This window comes from Mammaliicoccus sp. P-M59 (genome assembly GCF_022386135.1).
Classification (GTDB): domain Bacteria; phylum Bacillota; class Bacilli; order Staphylococcales; family Staphylococcaceae; genus Mammaliicoccus; species Mammaliicoccus sciuri_A.
Genome location: NZ_JAJNJJ010000005.1, coordinates 36252 through 53844, shown reverse-complemented (window position 1 = coordinate 53844; position 17593 = coordinate 36252). Strand labels below are relative to the sequence as shown.

The 17593-nt window shown below is 32.8% G+C and carries 13 protein-coding genes and 4 pseudogenes; 6 read left to right on the top strand and 11 right to left on the bottom strand.

What is annotated here, in order from left to right; all coding sequences use genetic code 11:
- Positions 1-2 precede the first annotated feature (2 nt).
- The gene (locus LQ617_RS08970) at positions 3-1193 is read right to left on the bottom strand and encodes an IS256-like element ISLgar5 family transposase (RefSeq protein ID WP_000997694.1); all 1191 of its coding nucleotides are present in this window, start codon (positions 1191-1193) and stop codon (positions 3-5) included.
- A 368-nt stretch (positions 1194-1561) separates the two neighbouring features.
- Here LQ617_RS08970 and LQ617_RS08965 point away from each other — a divergent pair.
- A pseudogene (locus LQ617_RS08965) lies at positions 1562-1774 on the top strand (MaoC/PaaZ C-terminal domain-containing protein); the annotation flags it as partial.
- 45 nt (positions 1775-1819) lie between these two features.
- Here LQ617_RS08965 and mecA read toward each other — a convergent pair.
- A complete protein-coding gene (gene mecA, locus LQ617_RS08960; RefSeq protein ID WP_063852655.1) occupies positions 1820-3829 on the bottom strand; it encodes a PBP2a family beta-lactam-resistant peptidoglycan transpeptidase MecA in 2010 nt (669 codons plus the stop codon).
- Positions 3830-3925: 96 nt separating this feature from the next.
- Between mecA and mecR1 the strand changes: the two genes are divergently transcribed.
- Both mecR1 and mecI read left to right on the top strand, forming a co-directional pair.
- Entirely contained in the window at positions 3926-5683 is a 1758-nt protein-coding gene (gene mecR1, locus LQ617_RS08955) for a beta-lactam sensor/signal transducer MecR1 (RefSeq protein ID WP_000952923.1), read from the top strand.
- A complete protein-coding gene (mecI, locus tag LQ617_RS08950; RefSeq protein ID WP_000369214.1) occupies positions 5683-6054 on the top strand; it encodes a mecA-type methicillin resistance repressor MecI in 372 nt (123 codons plus the stop codon). Before mecR1 ends, mecI begins: the two co-directional genes overlap by 1 nt.
- Positions 6055-6138: 84 nt before the next feature.
- On the opposite strand, the gene psm-mec is transcribed toward mecI, so the two are convergent.
- Positions 6139-6207: a phenol-soluble modulin PSM-mec gene (psm-mec, locus tag LQ617_RS08945; RefSeq protein WP_014532405.1), complete on the bottom strand. Its 69-nt coding sequence runs from the start codon at positions 6205-6207 to the stop codon at positions 6139-6141.
- 319 nt (positions 6208-6526) lie between these two features.
- Here psm-mec and LQ617_RS08940 point away from each other — a divergent pair, with 319 nt between their 5' ends.
- Positions 6527-7675, top strand: coding sequence for an ROK family transcriptional regulator (locus tag LQ617_RS08940; protein ID WP_000427807.1), 1149 nt, complete (start codon positions 6527-6529; stop codon positions 7673-7675).
- Between the two features lie 113 nt (positions 7676-7788).
- On the opposite strand, the pseudogene cstB reads toward LQ617_RS08940, so the two are convergent.
- A pseudogene (gene cstB / locus LQ617_RS08935) lies at positions 7789-9123 on the bottom strand (persulfide dioxygenase-sulfurtransferase CstB).
- A 32-nt stretch (positions 9124-9155) separates the two neighbouring features.
- Positions 9156-10220: a DsrE/DsrF/DrsH-like family protein gene (locus LQ617_RS08930; RefSeq protein ID WP_000438836.1), complete on the bottom strand. Its 1065-nt coding sequence runs from the start codon at positions 10218-10220 to the stop codon at positions 9156-9158.
- 135 nt (positions 10221-10355) lie between these two features.
- Between LQ617_RS08930 and cstR the strand changes: the two genes are divergently transcribed.
- Positions 10356-10616 (top strand): persulfide-sensing transcriptional repressor CstR, encoded by a 261-nt coding sequence (gene cstR / locus LQ617_RS08925; protein WP_000220507.1) that lies wholly within the window; start codon positions 10356-10358, stop codon positions 10614-10616.
- Positions 10616-11254, top strand: a pseudogene (locus tag LQ617_RS08920) (sulfite exporter TauE/SafE family protein); the annotation flags it as partial. The gene cstR and the pseudogene LQ617_RS08920, both read left to right, overlap by 1 nt.
- Before the next feature lie 273 nt (positions 11255-11527).
- Here LQ617_RS08920 and LQ617_RS08910 read toward each other — a convergent pair.
- The 6 genes and pseudogenes from LQ617_RS08910 to LQ617_RS16150 all read right to left on the bottom strand — a co-directional run.
- Positions 11528-12145: a CadD family cadmium resistance transporter gene (locus LQ617_RS08910; protein ID WP_000562107.1), complete on the bottom strand. Its 618-nt coding sequence runs from the start codon at positions 12143-12145 to the stop codon at positions 11528-11530.
- Between the two features lie 80 nt (positions 12146-12225).
- The gene (locus LQ617_RS08905; RefSeq protein ID WP_000378485.1) at positions 12226-14640 is read right to left on the bottom strand and encodes a cadmium-translocating P-type ATPase CadA; all 2415 of its coding nucleotides are present in this window, start codon (positions 14638-14640) and stop codon (positions 12226-12228) included.
- Positions 14633-14998 (bottom strand): ArsR/SmtB family transcription factor, encoded by a 366-nt coding sequence (locus tag LQ617_RS08900; protein WP_000159127.1) that lies wholly within the window; start codon positions 14996-14998, stop codon positions 14633-14635. The genes LQ617_RS08905 and LQ617_RS08900 overlap by 8 nt, the downstream gene beginning before the upstream one ends.
- Positions 14999-15235: 237 nt before the next feature.
- Positions 15236-15613: a DUF6262 family protein gene (locus tag LQ617_RS08895; protein ID WP_001041908.1), complete on the bottom strand. Its 378-nt coding sequence runs from the start codon at positions 15611-15613 to the stop codon at positions 15236-15238.
- Positions 15614-15619: 6 nt separating this feature from the next.
- Positions 15620-17512 (bottom strand): site-specific integrase, encoded by a 1893-nt coding sequence (locus tag LQ617_RS08890; RefSeq protein WP_239740195.1) that lies wholly within the window; start codon positions 17510-17512, stop codon positions 15620-15622.
- Positions 17508-17588: pseudogene (locus tag LQ617_RS16150) on the bottom strand (site-specific integrase); the annotation flags it as partial. The gene LQ617_RS08890 and the pseudogene LQ617_RS16150, both read right to left, overlap by 5 nt.
- Positions 17589-17593 lie beyond the last annotated feature (5 nt).

Sequence of the window (17593 nt, the reverse complement as noted above, 5' to 3'; positions counted from 1 at the left end):
TTCTAATTCTCAATCAGTTGGCTTAGCATTTGTTCGAGCTCGCCTTCGGCCTGTTGGAAACCTTTATGACTGCGACCTAGGAATTTTTGGTTGTAAGTATCAAAAGACGAGACTAAGAAACGTTCCATCGACTCTTCATTTTGGAACTGTTCCTTGCGGTGGCTGTATTTCTTGATTTGTTTATTAAAGGATTCAATCAAGTTCGTAGAATAAATACTCTTGCGTATGGCCAAGGGGAAATCATAGAAAGTGAGCAAGTGATCGTTCGAAAGAATCGATTCAACCACTTTTGGATAGCTGGTTTTCCATTTTTCCGCAAAAGTACCACGTGCTTCCAACGCCACCTCTTTAGATGAGGCTTGATACACCATTTTAAAATCATCACAGACTTCCTTACGATCATCGACACGCACTTTATGACTGATATTACGGGAAACGTGTACACAACAATGTTGAAAACGAGCTTTGGGATAGAACCGACTAATCGCTCCTACCATCCCCTTTAAGCCATCCGTGATGAACAGGAGGACATTTTTCAAACCGCGCTCTTGAAGGTCCAATAAAATTTCCTCCCAAATCGTGATGGATTCAGTCGGTGCAATCGCATAGCTCAATACTTCCTTTGATCCGTCCGGGCGAATGCCAACTGCGATATGAATAGCTTCCTTGGCGACGGTTTTCCGCTTTAACGGAATATACGTTGCGTCCATATAAATAGCAGCATAACGGTCATGAAGCTCCCGCCCATTAAACGCCGTTACCTCTTCTGTAAATGATTTTGTTATATTGGACATGGTTTGGGGCGTGTAGTAATGCCCATACATTTTCTCAATCAAGTCTGCGATTTCCGACATGGTAATACCTTTTCGGAAGAGGTGAATGACGGTCTCCTCTAACGTGTCATTCGTCCGTCTATAAGCAGGAACAGTCTGTTGCTTGAACTCACCATTGCGGTCGCGCGGAATCTGGAGATGAAGTTCCCCATACTCGGTCTTGACCGTACGGTCATAGGAGCCGTTACGAGAATTACCCGTGTTAAAACCAATGCGATCATACTTTTCGTAATCTAGGAAAGCCGTTAACTCCGTTTTGAGAAGCGTATTGACTGCTTTCTCCAAATGGACACGGAATAATTCATTCAAATCGCCTTTGTTCGCTAGAGTCTTTAGAATTTCTGTAGTAAAATCGTTCATAGGGAAGTCCTCTCTTCTGTGAATGTGTTGTGGTAACTCTATTCTACAGAAGGGACTTCCTTTTTTCTATTTACACAAAATATTTTACACTCTCCATTATAACAATTGGGTTAAAAAGAAAATAGATAGTATTCTACCTCATATTTATTTGAAAGTAATATATAAAAGACGTTCAAATTCGAACGCCTCTCGTTAACCAAATATTGGATTCAGAATCTAGTTTTCATATATAAACAGAGTATGATTAGGTGCAAAAATTGCACTTTTATTGCACTTTTATTTTTATTTATAGTGTTTTACTGTTCTGTATATTGTTTTAACTCCCTTGATAGTATCGCATTCTGTTTTATACACTTTACGTTGAAAACAGAGAAGAAGTTGTAGCAGGAACACAAATGAATAACGTTAAATTTATTAAACCTGTATACCCAGGTAATACATTGTACGTTATCGCTGAAATTACAAATAAGAAATCCATAAAAAAAGAAAATGGACTCGTTACAGTGTCACTTTCAACATACAATGAAAATGAAGAAATTGTATTTAAGGGAGAAGTAACAGCACTTATTAATAATTCATAATAAAACAGTGAAGCAACCATCGTTACGGATTGCTTCACTGTTTTGTTATTCATCTATATCGTATTTTTTATTACCGTTCTCATATAGCTCATCATACACTTTACCTGAGATTTTGGCATTGTAGCTAGCCATTCCTTTATCTTGTACATCTTTAACATTAATAGCCATCATCATGTTTGGATTATCTTTATCATATGATATAAACCACCCAATTTGTCTGCCAGTTTCTCCTTGTTTCATTTTGAGTTCTGCAGTACCGGATTTGCCAATTAAGTTTGCATAAGATCTATAAATATCTTCTTTATGTGTTTTATTTACGACTTGTTGCATACCATCAGTTAATAGATTGATATTTTCTTTGGAAATAATATTTTTCTTCCAAACTTTGTTTTTCGTGTCTTTTAATAAGTGAGGTGCGTTAATATTGCCATTATTTTCTAATGCGCTATAGATTGAAAGGATCTGTACTGGGTTAATCAGTATTTCACCTTGTCCGTAACCTGAATCAGCTAATAATATTTCATTATCTAAATTTTTGTTTGAAATTTGAGCATTATAAAATGGATAATCACTTGGTATATCTTCACCAACACCTAGTTTTTTCATGCCTTTTTCAAATTTCTTACTGCCTAATTCGAGTGCTACTCTAGCAAAGAAAATGTTATCTGATGATTCTATTGCTTGTTTTAAGTCGATATTACCATTTACCACTTCATATCTTGTAACGTTGTAACCACCCCAAGATTTATCTTTTTGCCAACCTTTACCATCGATTTTATAACTTGTTTTATCGTCTAATGTTTTGTTATTTAACCCAATCATTGCTGTTAATATTTTTTGAGTTGAACCTGGTGAAGTTGTAATCTGGAACTTGTTGAGCAGAGGTTCTTTTTTATCTTCGGTTAATTTATTATATTCTTCGTTACTCATGCCATACATAAATGGATAGACGTCATATGAAGGTGTGCTTACAAGTGCTAATAATTCACCTGTTTGAGGGTGGATAGCAGTACCTGAGCCATAATCATTTTTCATGTTGTTATAAATACTCTTTTGAACTTTAGCATCAATAGTTAGTTGAATATCTTTGCCATCTTTTTTCTTTTTCTCTATTAATGTATGTGCGATTGTATTGCTATTATCGTCAACGATTGTGACACGATAGCCATCTTCATGTTGGAGCTTTTTATCGTAAAGTTTTTCGAGTCCCTTTTTACCAATAACTGCATCATCTTTATAGCCTTTATATTCTTTTTGTTTTAATTCTTCAGAGTTAATGGGACCAACATAACCTAATAGATGTGAAGTCGCTTTTTCTAGAGGATAGTTACGACTTTCTGTTTCATTAGTTGTAAGATGAAATTTTTTTGCGAAATCACTTAAATATTCATCCATTTTTTTAACGGTTTTAAGTGGAACGAAGGTATCATCTTGTACCCAATTTTGATCCATTTGTTGTTTGATATAGTCTTCAGAAATACTTAGTTCTTTAGCGATTGCTTTATAATCTTTTTTAGATACATTCTTTGGAACGATGCCTATCTCATATGCTGTTCCTGTATTGGCCAATTCCACATTGTTTCGGTCTAAAATTTTACCACGTTCTGATTTTAAATTTTCAATATGTATGCTTTGGTCTTTCTGCATTCCTGGAATAATGACGCTATGATCCCAATCTAACTTCCACATACCATCTTCTTTAACAAAATTAAATTGAACGTTGCGATCAATGTTACCGTAGTTTGTTTTAATTTTATATTGAGCATCTACTCGTTTTTTATTTTTAGATACTTTTTTTATTTTACGATCCTGAATGTTTATATCTTTAACGCCTAAACTATTATATATTTTTATCGGACGTTCAGTCATTTCTACTTCACCATTATCGCTTTTAGAAATATAACTGCTATCTTTATAAACTTGTTTGAAATTTTTATCTTCAATTGCATCAATAGTATTATTAATTTCTTTATCTTTTGAAGCATAAAAATATATACCAAACCCGACAACTACAACTATTAAAATAAGTGGAACAATTTTTATCTTTTTCATCAATATCCTCCTTATATAAGACTACATTTGTAGTATATTACAAATGTAGTATTTATGTCAAAATAATGTTATAATTTTTGTGATATGGAGGTGTAGAAGGTGTTATCATCTTTTTTAATGTTAAGTATAATCAGTTCATTGCTCACGATATGTGTAATTTTTTTAGTGAGAATGCTCTATATAAAATATACTCAAAATATTATGTCACATAAGATTTGGTTATTAGTGCTCGTCTCCACGTTAATTCCATTAATACCATTTTACAAAATATCGAATTTTACATTTTCAAAAGATATGATGAATCGAAATGTATCTGACACGACTTCTTCGGTTAGTCATATGTTAGATGGTCAACAATCATCTGTTACGAAAGACTTAGCAATTAATGTTAATCAGTTTGAGACCTCAAATATAACGTATATGATTCTTTTGATATGGGTATTTGGTAGTTTGTTGTGCTTATTTTATATGATTAAGGCATTCCGACAAATTGATGTTATTAAAAGTTCGTCATTGGAATCGTCATATCTTAATGAACGACTTAAAGTATGTCAAAGTAAGATGCAGTTCTACAAAAAGCATATAACAATTAGTTATAGTTCAAACATTGATAATCCGATGGTATTTGGTTTAGTGAAATCCCAAATTGTACTACCAACTGTCGTAGTCGAAACCATGAATGACAAAGAAATTGAATATATTATTCTACATGAACTATCACATGTGAAAAGTCATGACTTAATATTCAACCAGCTTTATGTTGTTTTTAAAATGATATTCTGGTTTAATCCTGCACTATATATAAGTAAAACAATGATGGACAATGACTGTGAAAAAGTATGTGATAGAAACGTTTTAAAAATTTTGAATCGCCATGAACATATACGTTATGGTGAATCGATATTAAAATGCTCTATTTTAAAATCTCAGCACATAAATAATGTGGCAGCACAATATTTACTAGGTTTTAATTCAAATATTAAAGAACGTGTTAAGTATATTGCACTTTATGATTCAATGCCTAAACCTAATCGAAACAAGCGTATTGTTGCGTATATTGTATGTAGTATATCGCTTTTAATACAAGCACCGTTACTATCTGCACATGTTCAACAAGACAAATATGAAACAAATGTATCATATAAAAAATTAAATCAACTAGCTCCGTATTTCAAAGGATTTGATGGAAGTTTTGTGCTTTATAATGAACGGGAGCAAGCTTATTCTATTTATAATGAACCAGAAAGTAAACAACGATATTCACCTAATTCTACTTACAAAATTTATTTAGCGTTAATGGCATTCGACCAAAATTTACTCTCATTAAATCATACTGAACAACAATGGGATAAACATCAATATCCATTTAAAGAATGGAACCAAGATCAAAATTTAAATTCTTCAATGAAATATTCAGTAAATTGGTATTACGAAAATTTAAACAAACATTTAAGACAAGATGAGGTTAAATCTTATTTAGATCTAATTGAATATGGTAATGAAGAAATATCAGGGAATGAAAATTATTGGAATGAATCTTCATTAAAAATTTCTGCAATAGAACAGGTTAATTTGTTGAAAAATATGAAACAACATAACATGCATTTTGATAATAAGGCTATTGAAAAAGTTGAAAATAGTATGACTTTGAAACAAAAAGATACTTATAAATATGTAGGTAAAACTGGAACAGGAATCGTGAATCACAAAGAAGCAAATGGATGGTTCGTAGGTTATGTTGAAACGAAAGATAATACGTATTATTTTGCTACACATTTAAAAGGCGAAGACAATGCGAATGGCGAAAAAGCACAACAAATTTCTGAGCGTATTTTAAAAGAAATGGAGTTAATATAATGGATAATAAAACGTATGAAATATCATCTGCAGAATGGGAAGTTATGAATATCATTTGGATGAAAAAATATGCAAGTGCGAATAATATAATAGAAGAAATACAAATGCAAAAGGACTGGAGTCCAAAAACCATTCGTACACTTATAACGAGATTGTATAAAAAGGGATTTATAGATCGTAAAAAAGACAATAAAATTTTTCAATATTACTCTCTTGTAGAAGAAAGTGATATAAAATATAAAACATCTAAAAACTTTATCAATAAAGTATACAAAGGCGGTTTCAATTCACTTGTCTTAAACTTTGTAGAAAAAGAAGATCTATCACAAGATGAAATAGAAGAATTGAGAAATATATTGAATAAAAAATAAAATTGTTGTGTTTACAACAATACATAGAAAACAGAGGAAACAATCAAGTCGTTGAATATTTCCTCTGTTTTTTAGTTGAAAAAATTAACCGAAAGCCTGAATGCAAGTCTTGATTAAATCAATAATGCTTGTAATAACACCAGTGAAATCCATATGCATACCCTCTTTCTATTTAAGATACATTAAGTATAATATCAAACAAATAAAAAATGTTAAAAATTCCCTAATTGGCTATTTAGATTGCATAAATGTCAAAAATTTGAAAAACATACAACGACTTTGCATAAAAAATCGTCATATTGGAAATACGTAATTTATTGAAATAATAAAAAAAATAAAAGAACGAAGATGATAACCTAAGTGAGGTTTTAAGTTGTTCTAAGGTTTAATTTAATTTATGTTAAAATAGTTGGTATAAAAATACATGATAAACTATAAACTAAATTCAAAATAACTTATGGGGTAGGCAATTATGGAAAATATTTTAAATATAAATGATAATGAAAAAAGAGTGCTAAGGGAAATTTATAACCATCATAATATTTCGCGTACTCAAATATCTAAAAATCTTGAGATTAATAAGGCAACGATTTCTAGTATTTTGAATAAGTTAAAGTATAAATCTCTTGTTAATGAGGTTGGTGAGGGTGATAGCACGAAGAGTGGTGGTAGAAAACCTATTCTTCTGAAGGTTAATCATCTTTATGGTTATTTTATTTCTTTGGATTTAACTTATAGTTCTGTTGAAGTGATGTACAATTATTTTGATGGTAATGTCATTAAGCATGAATCTTATGATTTACCTGATGAAAAGGTTAGTAGTATATTAAGCATAATAAAAAAACATATTGATATTCAGGAGAAACTTGATACTTATAACGGACTATTAGGTGTGTCTGTTTCTATACATGGAGTTGTGGATAATGAGCAGCATGTGACATATTTACCATTCCATGAAACTGAAGGAATTTCAATTGCTAAGAAAATAAAAGAAATTACTAATGTTCCAGTCGTAGTTGAAAATGAAGCGAATCTTTCAGCGTTATATGAACGTAATTTTAATCATAATTTATCCTACAATAATCTTATTGCTTTAAGTATACATAAAGGTATTGGTGCTGGGCTTATTATTAATAATCAATTGTATCGTGGTGCAAATGGGGAAGCGGGTGAAATTGGAAAAACACTTGTCTCAAAAGTTAGCGATAATGTGGAGATCTTTCATAAGATTGAAGATATTTTTTCACAAGAAGCTTTACTGCATAATTTAAGTAATCAACTAAATGAGAAGATGACGCTTAGCAAATTAATTCAATTTTATAATGAAAAAAATCCAGTCGTAGTTGAAGAAATGGAACAATTTATAAATAAAATTGCTGTTTTAATACATAATTTAAACACCCAGTTTAATCCGAATGCAATTTACATTAACTGTCCATTGTTCAATGAAATGCCTGAAATATTAGAAGCAATTAAGAACCAGTTCAAACAATATTCACGTAACGAAATTCAAATAAAGTTAACATCTAATGTCAAATTTGCAACTTTGCTAGGTGGTACATTAGCAATTATCCAAAAAGTACTACAGATTAATGATATTTACTTAGATATAAAAGCATAAAAAACTAATTCAAATGAATAATCAAAGTTCGTAATTGTCTTTATAAAAAAATCCCTCAATCCGAATTGAATTTTCGGATTGAGGGATTTTTATAGTTCTATTGCAGAAGAAAACTATTTTAAAAATGCTGGTAAATGTTGATAGCCACCTCTAACGTTAACAATATTCGTAAATCCTTTATATTCTAATATTCCTACCGCTATTGAACTTCTAACACCTGATTGACAATGTACATAAATTAGGTCATTTTTATCGAAAGGTATATCTTCATTTAAAAGTTTACCGTGAGGAATATGAATTGCTTGTTTTAAATGACCTTTACGCCATTCATCATCATTACGAACATCTAATACATTATGTTCTTCACCAGTCATTTCAGAACTATGAATAGATGATGTGACGATATTTGTTTGTGGCAAACGGTAACTTTTTACATTTTCAAAACCAATTAATTGTAAAGCATGAATAGCTTGTTGAACGGTAGATTTATCGCCAATTAATTCAATATCTTAGTCATAATCTAAATACCAACCAATTTGATTTATAAAAGTTTTATTAAAAGGAATATTGATAGTTCCATGCATATGACCACCATGGAATGCTTCTTTACTTCGAAGATCAAAAGCAGTTTGTGTATTGCTTGAACTAGGGTAAACATTATATGGTTGGTACATTTGCATACCAAATTGATTTATTTTTTTCATTTGTGAAAAATGGTGTGGTGGAGCTGGCTGATTGAGTGTTAAAGTTTCGATAAATGAAGTTTCATCTTTAACATTAAAAGCCCAGTTGTTTATTTTCTCATAACCCAAAGTAGTTGTAGGTAATGAACCTAGCGCTTTACCACAAGGACTCCCTGCACCATGACCTGGCCAAATTTGAATATAGTCTGGTAATGTTGCAGCAAATTGTATGGACTGATACATTTGTTTTGCTCCGATTTTTGTAGAACCTTCAACATTTACAGCTTTTTCTAATAGATCTGGTCTACCTACATCACCAACAAAGATGAAGTCACCGCTAAATAATCCCATTGGTATACTGGAACCCCCACCTTCGTCAGTAAGTAAAAAACTAATACTCTCAGGGGGATGGCCTGGAGTGTGTAAGACTTCTAATTTAATCTTTCCTAAATAGATAATATCTTGATGCTTAACGAAATGTGTTTGTTTAGGCATATTTTTATAATTAAATTCATCTTTACCTTCATCAGATACGTATATACTTGCATTCAATTTATTTGCCACATCTCTAATACCTGAAGCAAAATCAGCATGAATATGTGTTTCTGCAGCTTTAGTAATTGTGAATCCTTCTTTATCTGCAACTTTTAAATATTTTGTTAAATCTCGTATAGGGTCAATAATCATTGCTTCTCCTGTACGTTGACATCCAATTAAATAAGATGCTTGTGAAAAATTGTCTTCATAAAATTGTTTGAAAAACAAAAAAAACTCCTTTTTAAAATAGATTTTATTGATTAGATAAATAAGTTATGATTTGCTTGCTCAGTATGTCCAATATAAGTACCTACGCCACCATAATCGACTTCATCTCTTAATTCTTCTTTTGAAATTCCCATAACATCCATACTCATGGTACAAGCAATTAACTTTATATCTTGATCGATTGCTTGATCGATAAGTGAGTATAAAGAATCAACATTTTTCTTGTTCATTACATAACGCATCATAATATTACCTAGTCCAAACATATTCATTTTTGATAATGGCATATGTATTGGATCCTTAGGTAACATAAGGTCAAACATTTTGGAAATACCTTTCTTTTTAACGCGAGTTGATTGCGCTTTTTTTAATGCGTTGAGGCCCCAAAAAGTAAAGAAAATAGTTACATCTTTACCTGCTGCTTTAGCGCCATTTGCGATGATCATTGCTGCTACTGCCTTATCTAACTCACCGCTAAATAAAACAATTGTTGTACCTGTAGCAGTGTCATTGATTTCAAATTCTTTTGGCTTTTCTTTTTGAATAATTGCATTAATTACATTTGCTTCTTCAGTAAGATTTACAAGGGTATTCCCTGTTTGTTTCGCCCAACTTTTAATATCACTATTGAAACCAGGATCTGTAACTGTTACCTCGATTTGCTCACCCGTTGAAATATTGTTAATTTCTTTACTGATATTAACAATAGGTCCAGGGCACTGAAGACCTCTAAAATCAAATTGTTTACGATTCTCTTTGATTTCAATATCTTTTTCTATTAAAGGAGCACTATTGAAGTTCTTTGCTTCATAATCTTTATATCCACCCTTTAAATTCACGACATCATAACCTTGTTTGGCTAAATAATCGCAAGCTTTAGTGCTTCGGTTACCGCTTTTACAATGTATATAATACGTTTTGTTGCTATTCTTATTGAATGATTTAATCTCTTCTACTGGGTGTAAAGTTGAACCGTTAATGTGTCCTAATTCATATTCTTCTTTTGTTCTAACATCAATCAATTGACCCATTTTTGCCAATTTTTCTAATTCTTCTTTGTTTAATGAATTAATGTGTACTTCTTTGTATTGTTCCATACTTACCTCCTATAAATACCTATGAGGGTATAATAAAACGGATAGAATCATTTGCCAAATACCTATAGGGGTATTTGACAATTTTGTTTTAATTTATTATTATTAACTTAATCAATTTATGTGGAGGAAATGAATATGACTTATGATAAAAAAATGATTAATCGTATAAATAGAATACAAGGTCAATTAAATGGTGTCGTAAAAATGATGGAAGAAGAAAAAGATTGCAAAGATATAATTACGCAACTTAGTGCATCTAAAGGTTCTATACAACGTTTAATGGGGATTATAATTAGTGAAAATTTAATAGAATGCGTTAAAACAGCAGAAGAAAATAATGAAAGTTCTCAAGAATTAATTAATGAAGCAGTTAATTTATTAGTTAAAAGTAAATAATGGATATAGCAAATATGACTATTATGCTGCTAATTGGCGTACTGGGTGGATTTATATCTGGATTAATAGGTATTGGGGGCGCAATTATTATTTACCCAGCTATTCTTATATTGCCACCATTAATAGGTATACCTGCGTATAGTGCATATATTGCTTCGGGACTTACCTCTAGTCAAGTATTTTTCAGTACACTTAGTGGATCATTAAATGCAAGAAAACAACCAGCTTTCTCTCCTAAACTTGTTATATATATGGGAGGGGGTATGTTGATTGGAAGCATGTTAGGGGCAATTTTAGCTAGTTTGTTTAATGCTACTTTTGTAAATACGGTATATGTAATAATCGCCATACTTGCTTTAATATTGATGTTTATTAAAGTTAAACCTACTACACAAGAGACGAAATCTAAACCTTTGCTATTTATTATAGTTGGATTTGGAATTGGTGTAATTTCGGGAATTGTGGGTGCAGGTGGAGCATTTATCATCATTCCTGTATTATTAGCATTATTTAAATTACCAATGAATACGGTAGTGAACAATAGCATAGCAATTGCTTTTATATCTTCAGTAGGGGCATTTTTTATAAAATTAATGCAAGGATATATACCAGTAGAAAGTGCAATTTTTTTGATAATTGAATGATGATCATTTTCTGAAAATATTATGTGGTCATATAATATAATGCCCATCATTTCACTAATCTCTTTTATTCTCTGAGTTATTTTGATATCTCCTGGAGAAGGTGTCGGATCTTATCAAGAGTAAATTATGAAAAAAATGGTTTAAATCAATGTTCTTACTTTAAGTACATGTGTTTAACGTAAATGATAATTAGTTAAATATAAAAAGGTTATCCCAATCAATAGGATAACCTCTTTATACTTTACTTTATGGTTTGGATTCGCCACTTCAAAGAAGAAATGAAATCAGAGCATTGAATGTTCCATTTTCAAACAATATATAAATACCTAGCCCAATGAATACAATTGGTACAATCCAACGTTCATATTTCTCAATTGTTTCCGATATAAAATCGAAGGAAGCTAGACGGTAACTGACATAGCACAAAACTCCAACCATAATTAGAAAGACAATAGTGACAATAAAGATTTCAGACATACTTAAGGTCGTGAAGTACGGTATATAAATGGAAAAGTCATCCGCACTGGAAGCCAATACGATGAAAATCATCGTCAAAAATAACTGATTAAATTTTCCAGAGGAGAATAAAGATAAAATGCTACTTTCATCTTCATCCTCTTCTCCTTTAATCCATATTTTCACGCCTAGGTAAAGTGGTAAAAGTCCAAGTAGTCCGATAACCCATTGCTGAGGAATTAAATTTACAACCCCCTGTGCAACTAAAAGACTTGCTCCTATCACAATTGCAGTCCCTATATATTGTCCTATCCAAATATGTTTTACCTGACCTTTTTTTACTTGCGAAAACAAAAGAATTAATATGACGAGATAATCAATTCCTGTTGCTACATATACCGCAGTAGCCGTCAGTATCGTCGCGATCATTTTATCATCTCCAAATATTTTAGGGATAGGACTTTTCTTCAAAATGAAAAGTCCTTCCGTAAATTGCACACATATAGTACCTATTTATCCTTCACTCTCATCAGTCGCAAACTATTTAATGCTACCAAAATAGTGGCTCCCATATCGGAAAGAATCGCAATCCAAAGGGTTAGCCAGCCTGGAATAACCAATAGTAAGGCAATTATCTTAATTCCGATGGCAAACGTGATGTTCGCTTTGATGATATTTAGCGTTTTCCTGCTAAGTCTTACTGCAAATGGAAGCTTACTTAAATCATCTCCCATTAATGCAATATCAGCTGTCTCGATGGCAGTATCTGTTCCAGCACCGCCCATTGCAATGCCAACAGTGGATGCAGCAAGTGCAGGAGCATCATTGACGCCATCGCCAATCATAGCTACATTACCATGCTCGGCTTTCATTTTTTTAATATAGTCCAACTTATCCTGTGGCAACAATTCGGACTGAATATCAGAAACGCCTACATGAGCACCGATTGCTTCTGCGGTACCTTGATTATCACCTGTCAGCATAATTGTTTGCTTGATTCCTAACTGATGAAGTTTTAGAATCACATTTTTACTTGTTTCGCGGACCTCATCTGCTACAGCAATCACGCCGAGGATTGTTTGGTCCGTTCCAATAATCATGGCCGTTTTCCCTTGGTTTTGTAAAACTTTCACTTTATTTTCAAACTCAAGGCTAAAATCGGAAACATTTAATTCTTTAAAAAGCCTTGGACTGCCAATGTAATAGGTTGTTCCATCTATATTCCCTTGAATGCCCCGACCTGTAATAGAAGTGAAGTCCTTCACTCTAACATCGGAATAAGTAATATTATCTTGCTCTGCTTTCTTCATTATTGCTGAAGCAAGTGGATGTTGTGATCGATATTCTAAAGCTGTAATAATGGAAAACAGCTCTTTTTCTTCCACTTGATCATTTAACACTTTAAAATCTGTTACCACTGGTACACCTTTTGTCAGTGTTCCTGTTTTATCAAATGCGATTGCCTTAATGGCTCCTAATTCCTCTAGATAGACACCGCCTTTAATCAACACACCTTTTTTAGCTGCATTTCCAATTGCCGAGACAATCGAGATTGGAGTAGTAATAACTAATGCACACGGACATCCAACTACAAGTACCGCTAATCCTTGATAAACCCAAGTATCCCAACTTCCACCAAAGAATAAAGGTGGAACGACTGCAACGAGCGCCGCAATAACCATAATGATCGGCGTATAATATTTCGCAAATTTATCTACGAATGCTTGCGCTGGAGCGCGCTCCCCTTGTGCTTCCTCAACCAGATGAATAATCTTGGAGATAGTTGTATCCTCTACGTATTTGGTGATTTTTACTTCAAGTAGTCCCTCTTCGTTAAGCGTGCCTGCAAATACTTCATCATCTACCGTTTTGGCAACAGGGACAGATTCTCCTGTTATAGCAGCCTGGTTGACAGCCGACACACCATTTATAATGATCCCATCCATGGCAATTTTCTCCCCTGGTTTGACGATCATAATATCACCCACGGCAATATCGTCCACATGGATCATTATTTCCTGACCATTCCGCCTAACAAGTGCTTCTTTTGGGGCAATATCCATCAATGAACGAATGGACTGTCTTGCTCTATCCATAGAAAAACGTTCAAGTGCTTCACTGATTGCAAAGAGAATGACAACAATGGATGCCTCTGCCCATTCACCAATGATGGCAGCTCCAATAACTGCAACGGTCATCAGGGTTTTCATGTCGAAATCAAAGCGTATCAAATTTTGAAAACCAACTTTAAATAGTGAATATCCGCCAATTACAATCGAACTTACAAATAACATGGACGTTACAAGGTTATCTTCTCCATTTACAAAGTGAGAAAGGTAACCAAAAGCAATCAGTAATGTGGCAAACAGCAATGTGCTGTGTTTTTTATAAAACGGTATTTTCTCTTCTTTAGGAGCCTTAGTGTCTTCTTTGACCGCTTGTATCGATGGATTCGCCAGTTTTTCAGGAATTACCTTAAGATTCTCGAAAGCACCTGCTTTTTCAAGCTCTTCAACCGATGCGTTTCCATATACATCAATTTTAGAAGCGCCAAAGTTCACTTTTGCATCCTGAACTCCAGCTAGTTGTTTTACATTTTTTTCAAACTTCCCAGCACAGTTTGCGCAAGAAAATCCCTCCACACGGTAAACATTTTTATCTTCTGTTACCACTGGTTCGACCCTTCTTCTAGCCTTCTCTGGTGCCACTTTAAGATTCTCGAAAGCACCAGCCTTTTCCAGATCTTCAACGGTTGCACTGCCAAAGACATCAATTTTGGAAGCTCCGAAATTGACTTTAGCATCATGCACCCCTGATAGTTCTTTTACATTTTTTTCAAACTTCCCAGCACAATTCGCACACGAGAAACCCTCCACACGGTAAACCTGTTTATCTTCTGTTAATGTTTTTGTTGAACTATCCAATACTAGCAACCTCCCTTTGATGCAAGAAAGCTTTTTCTACAAGCTGTTTAACATGCTCATCATCTAGTGAATAATAGACTAATTTTCCTTCTTTACGGTATTTTGCTATACCTAAATTTTTCAATAATCTTAAATGATGGGATGCCGTAGCCGTTGAAGATTCAATGATATTAGCTACATCACAAACACATAACTCTCCCTCTAAAGACAAAACATAAGCAATTTTAACTCTTGTATCATCTGATAGAGCCTTAAAAACTTTCGCTACATCCATAGGATTCTGTTTAGCAAGGTCTTTTTTAGCCCTGTTTACCTTATCTTCATGAATATAGGTAACTTCACACATATCTTTTGTCATAATTACCCTCCTTATTCAAATGACTGTTTGTTTGATGATTATAATATATCCCACTATAAACAAATAGTCAAATGATTGTTTGAATGATATATAATTAATATTAAAAAGGATTGGTTTCTAATGTTAGAAACCAATCCTTTCGGAGATTTTAACCAAATTTTAAAGTATCTTAAACATAACTGCCCCGTTAGTTTAAGTGCATCCTTTCACAATCTGTCTACAGATTAATAATAAAAACTACTCTTTATTATACAGATCTCCATATAATTTTTGAATTTGGTTCTGTAATTTTTTATTTTCTTTTTCTAATTCCATAACTCTTCTTTTTAAGGTTTTTATAAGGATTTCCTCCGAACGAGAACTTTTCTTGGGTTTTGAGACTACATTTGATGTTATTTGACGCTCACGAAGGGATTCGATTCTTTGCCTAATATCGTGTTCCTTATAAAGCCATGATTTAGAAACATTAGCTTCCTTTGCTATTGAATTAAAATTAATAGCTTTACCTTCAATCGAAAATTTAGAAATCGCTTTGTCTACTTTTTCTCTTGTCTTTTGTGATTTCTGCTTCGCCAAACGTACAATTTCTGTTGTATTTCTAACTTGTTTATTCATTGATAATTACCCCGTTAAACTTCCAATGATTTGTTCTAAACGCTCTTTAACACGGCTATTAGTCTCTATTTGTCTTTGCCATTGTTTATCCTTTGCTATGGTTAATAACTCTTCTGTACGCTCTAACTGTTCTTCGTGCTGTGGTAAGAATTGCTTACTGGTACAGAAGTGAGTGCAATCTAAGCATGCATTCGCATGTGGACAACCACCTGCTATTACTGGCAATCTACAATAACCATTTGGAAGCACTTGTGCATTTATATTTTTCTTGAACCATTGAAGCTCTACATCATCGACTTCACTATCATCATCTAGATTGAGCACATCTCCATTATTGGTAACCAGTTTTTCTTGAAATTTAGTAAATTCATTTTTTAGAGTTTCATCAAAGATATGAGCGTATCTGCTTGTCATTTCTGGGCTTTCATGTCCCAAAAATTTCTGCACAATATGCTGGGGCACCCCGTTGTTAATCATTCTTGTTCCTACTGAATGGCGAAAGGCATGGGCATGGAATCTATAAATCTCGCCTAATTTATCCACTATATTTTGCTCATAAGCTAATTTATTTAATTCGCCTCTAAATGTTTCTTGTTTTAATGGCGATCCATCTTTTCTTGGAAAGAGGTATTCACTATCTGGAAATTCCTCTGAAACTTTATCTTCCCGAACTTTAATAAGTAAAACTACCTCTTTAGATATTGGAACTATATGCTCCTTTTTCATTTTCCATTGATAATACTTTAAAAAGTAATCTCCATCTTTGTCCTCTAATAAACAGCCTTTTTTCAAGGTGCACAATTCACTTATCCTCATTCCACATTCTTGAACAATCATAGTCATCGTAGCTATATATTCGGGTAATTTATCAAGATGACTGTTCAATTGCTCTAGAACGAATTCGTCTATAAAGCGAGGTTTTGCTCTTGGTATTTTCGGATAGTCCTCGGGATAAATTAATAATTTGGAAGGAACATCATCCCATTCTAGCCTATGAAGGGTACTAAATAGTCCTTCCAATATAGAGATCCTCCCAGTTATTGTACTAGGTTTTATCCCCATCATGTTTAGTTCACTTAAATATGCTTCAATTTCCACTCTCGTTAATTGGTGTACTCTCTGAACGTGTTTAAACTTTATGTCCAGAAAATTAAAGAACTCTTTAAGTTTTTGGGCAATATCACTTACATAGGAAAAGCTATCCATGTTCAATCTTAACTTACAATATCTTTTTACAAGCTGTTTAAAATATGTATTCCGAAACCCTTTAAAGTTAATTGTATATTCATATTGTGTTGGGTTAACCTTATCATCTGGCAAAGGTAAGTTTCGTCTATCCCAAACGTCTTTATCCCACTCCTCTCCATCAAAATAAAAATCCTCATAAAACTCAATAAATTGTTTAAGATTAGTAACATAGTAAGAATTAGCTTTTACAGGTGTTTTTTCTTGATTAGCAGTAATCTTATAATTAGTGGTGGTAATTCTAACACCCTGTTTTGTCAAATATGTTCTATACTCCGTCATTGCTTTATCAATAGGAACATCAGTAATTGAAGTAATGCTGGGATACTTTAAATCTAAAAAATCCAACATTTTATTAATTACTGTTCCTTTTCTAATCCAGACAGTTTTTGCATTCCATATTCCATTGTTTAAATGGTAAAAATAAAAATATTTCAATTCTGTTCTTAACCACAGATTTTTAACACGTTCAAAACGAACCCAACGATTTCTTAAAGCAGGATTCTTACTTAATTCTATGGCAGAAGGATGTGGACATTTTCTTATATCCCAACTATTATTAGCCCAAAACCCTTGCATTTCTTCATTCATTACAGCTATTTTTTTGCTGATCTCACTCTGACTGATAATTTTCCTTTTACTAGAAGCATTCATTTAGCTGGTATTCTTTATCTAGTAATAAATACAATGGATACGGCTTATTCTCCACTTCTATCCTTTGAACCCTCACACGCG

Coding starts and splice junctions, on each gene's coding strand:
- LQ617_RS08940 (WP_000427807.1), top strand. CDS start 6,527: ATGGAAAATATTTTAAATATAAATGATAATGAAAAAAGAGTGCTAAGG.
- LQ617_RS08970 (WP_000997694.1), bottom strand. CDS start 1,193: ATGAACGATTTTACTACAGAAATTCTAAAGACTCTAGCGAACAAAGGC.
- LQ617_RS08890 (WP_239740195.1), bottom strand. CDS start 17,512: ATGAATGCTTCTAGTAAAAGGAAAATTATCAGTCAGAGTGAGATCAGC.
- mecI (WP_000369214.1), top strand. CDS start 5,683: ATGGATAATAAAACGTATGAAATATCATCTGCAGAATGGGAAGTTATG.
- cstR (WP_000220507.1), top strand. CDS start 10,356: ATGACTTATGATAAAAAAATGATTAATCGTATAAATAGAATACAAGGT.
- LQ617_RS08910 (WP_000562107.1), bottom strand. CDS start 12,145: ATGATCGCGACGATACTGACGGCTACTGCGGTATATGTAGCAACAGGA.
- LQ617_RS08930 (WP_000438836.1), bottom strand. CDS start 10,220: ATGGAACAATACAAAGAAGTACACATTAATTCATTAAACAAAGAAGAA.
- LQ617_RS08895 (WP_001041908.1), bottom strand. CDS start 15,613: ATGAATAAACAAGTTAGAAATACAACAGAAATTGTACGTTTGGCGAAG.
- LQ617_RS08900 (WP_000159127.1), bottom strand. CDS start 14,998: ATGACAAAAGATATGTGTGAAGTTACCTATATTCATGAAGATAAGGTA.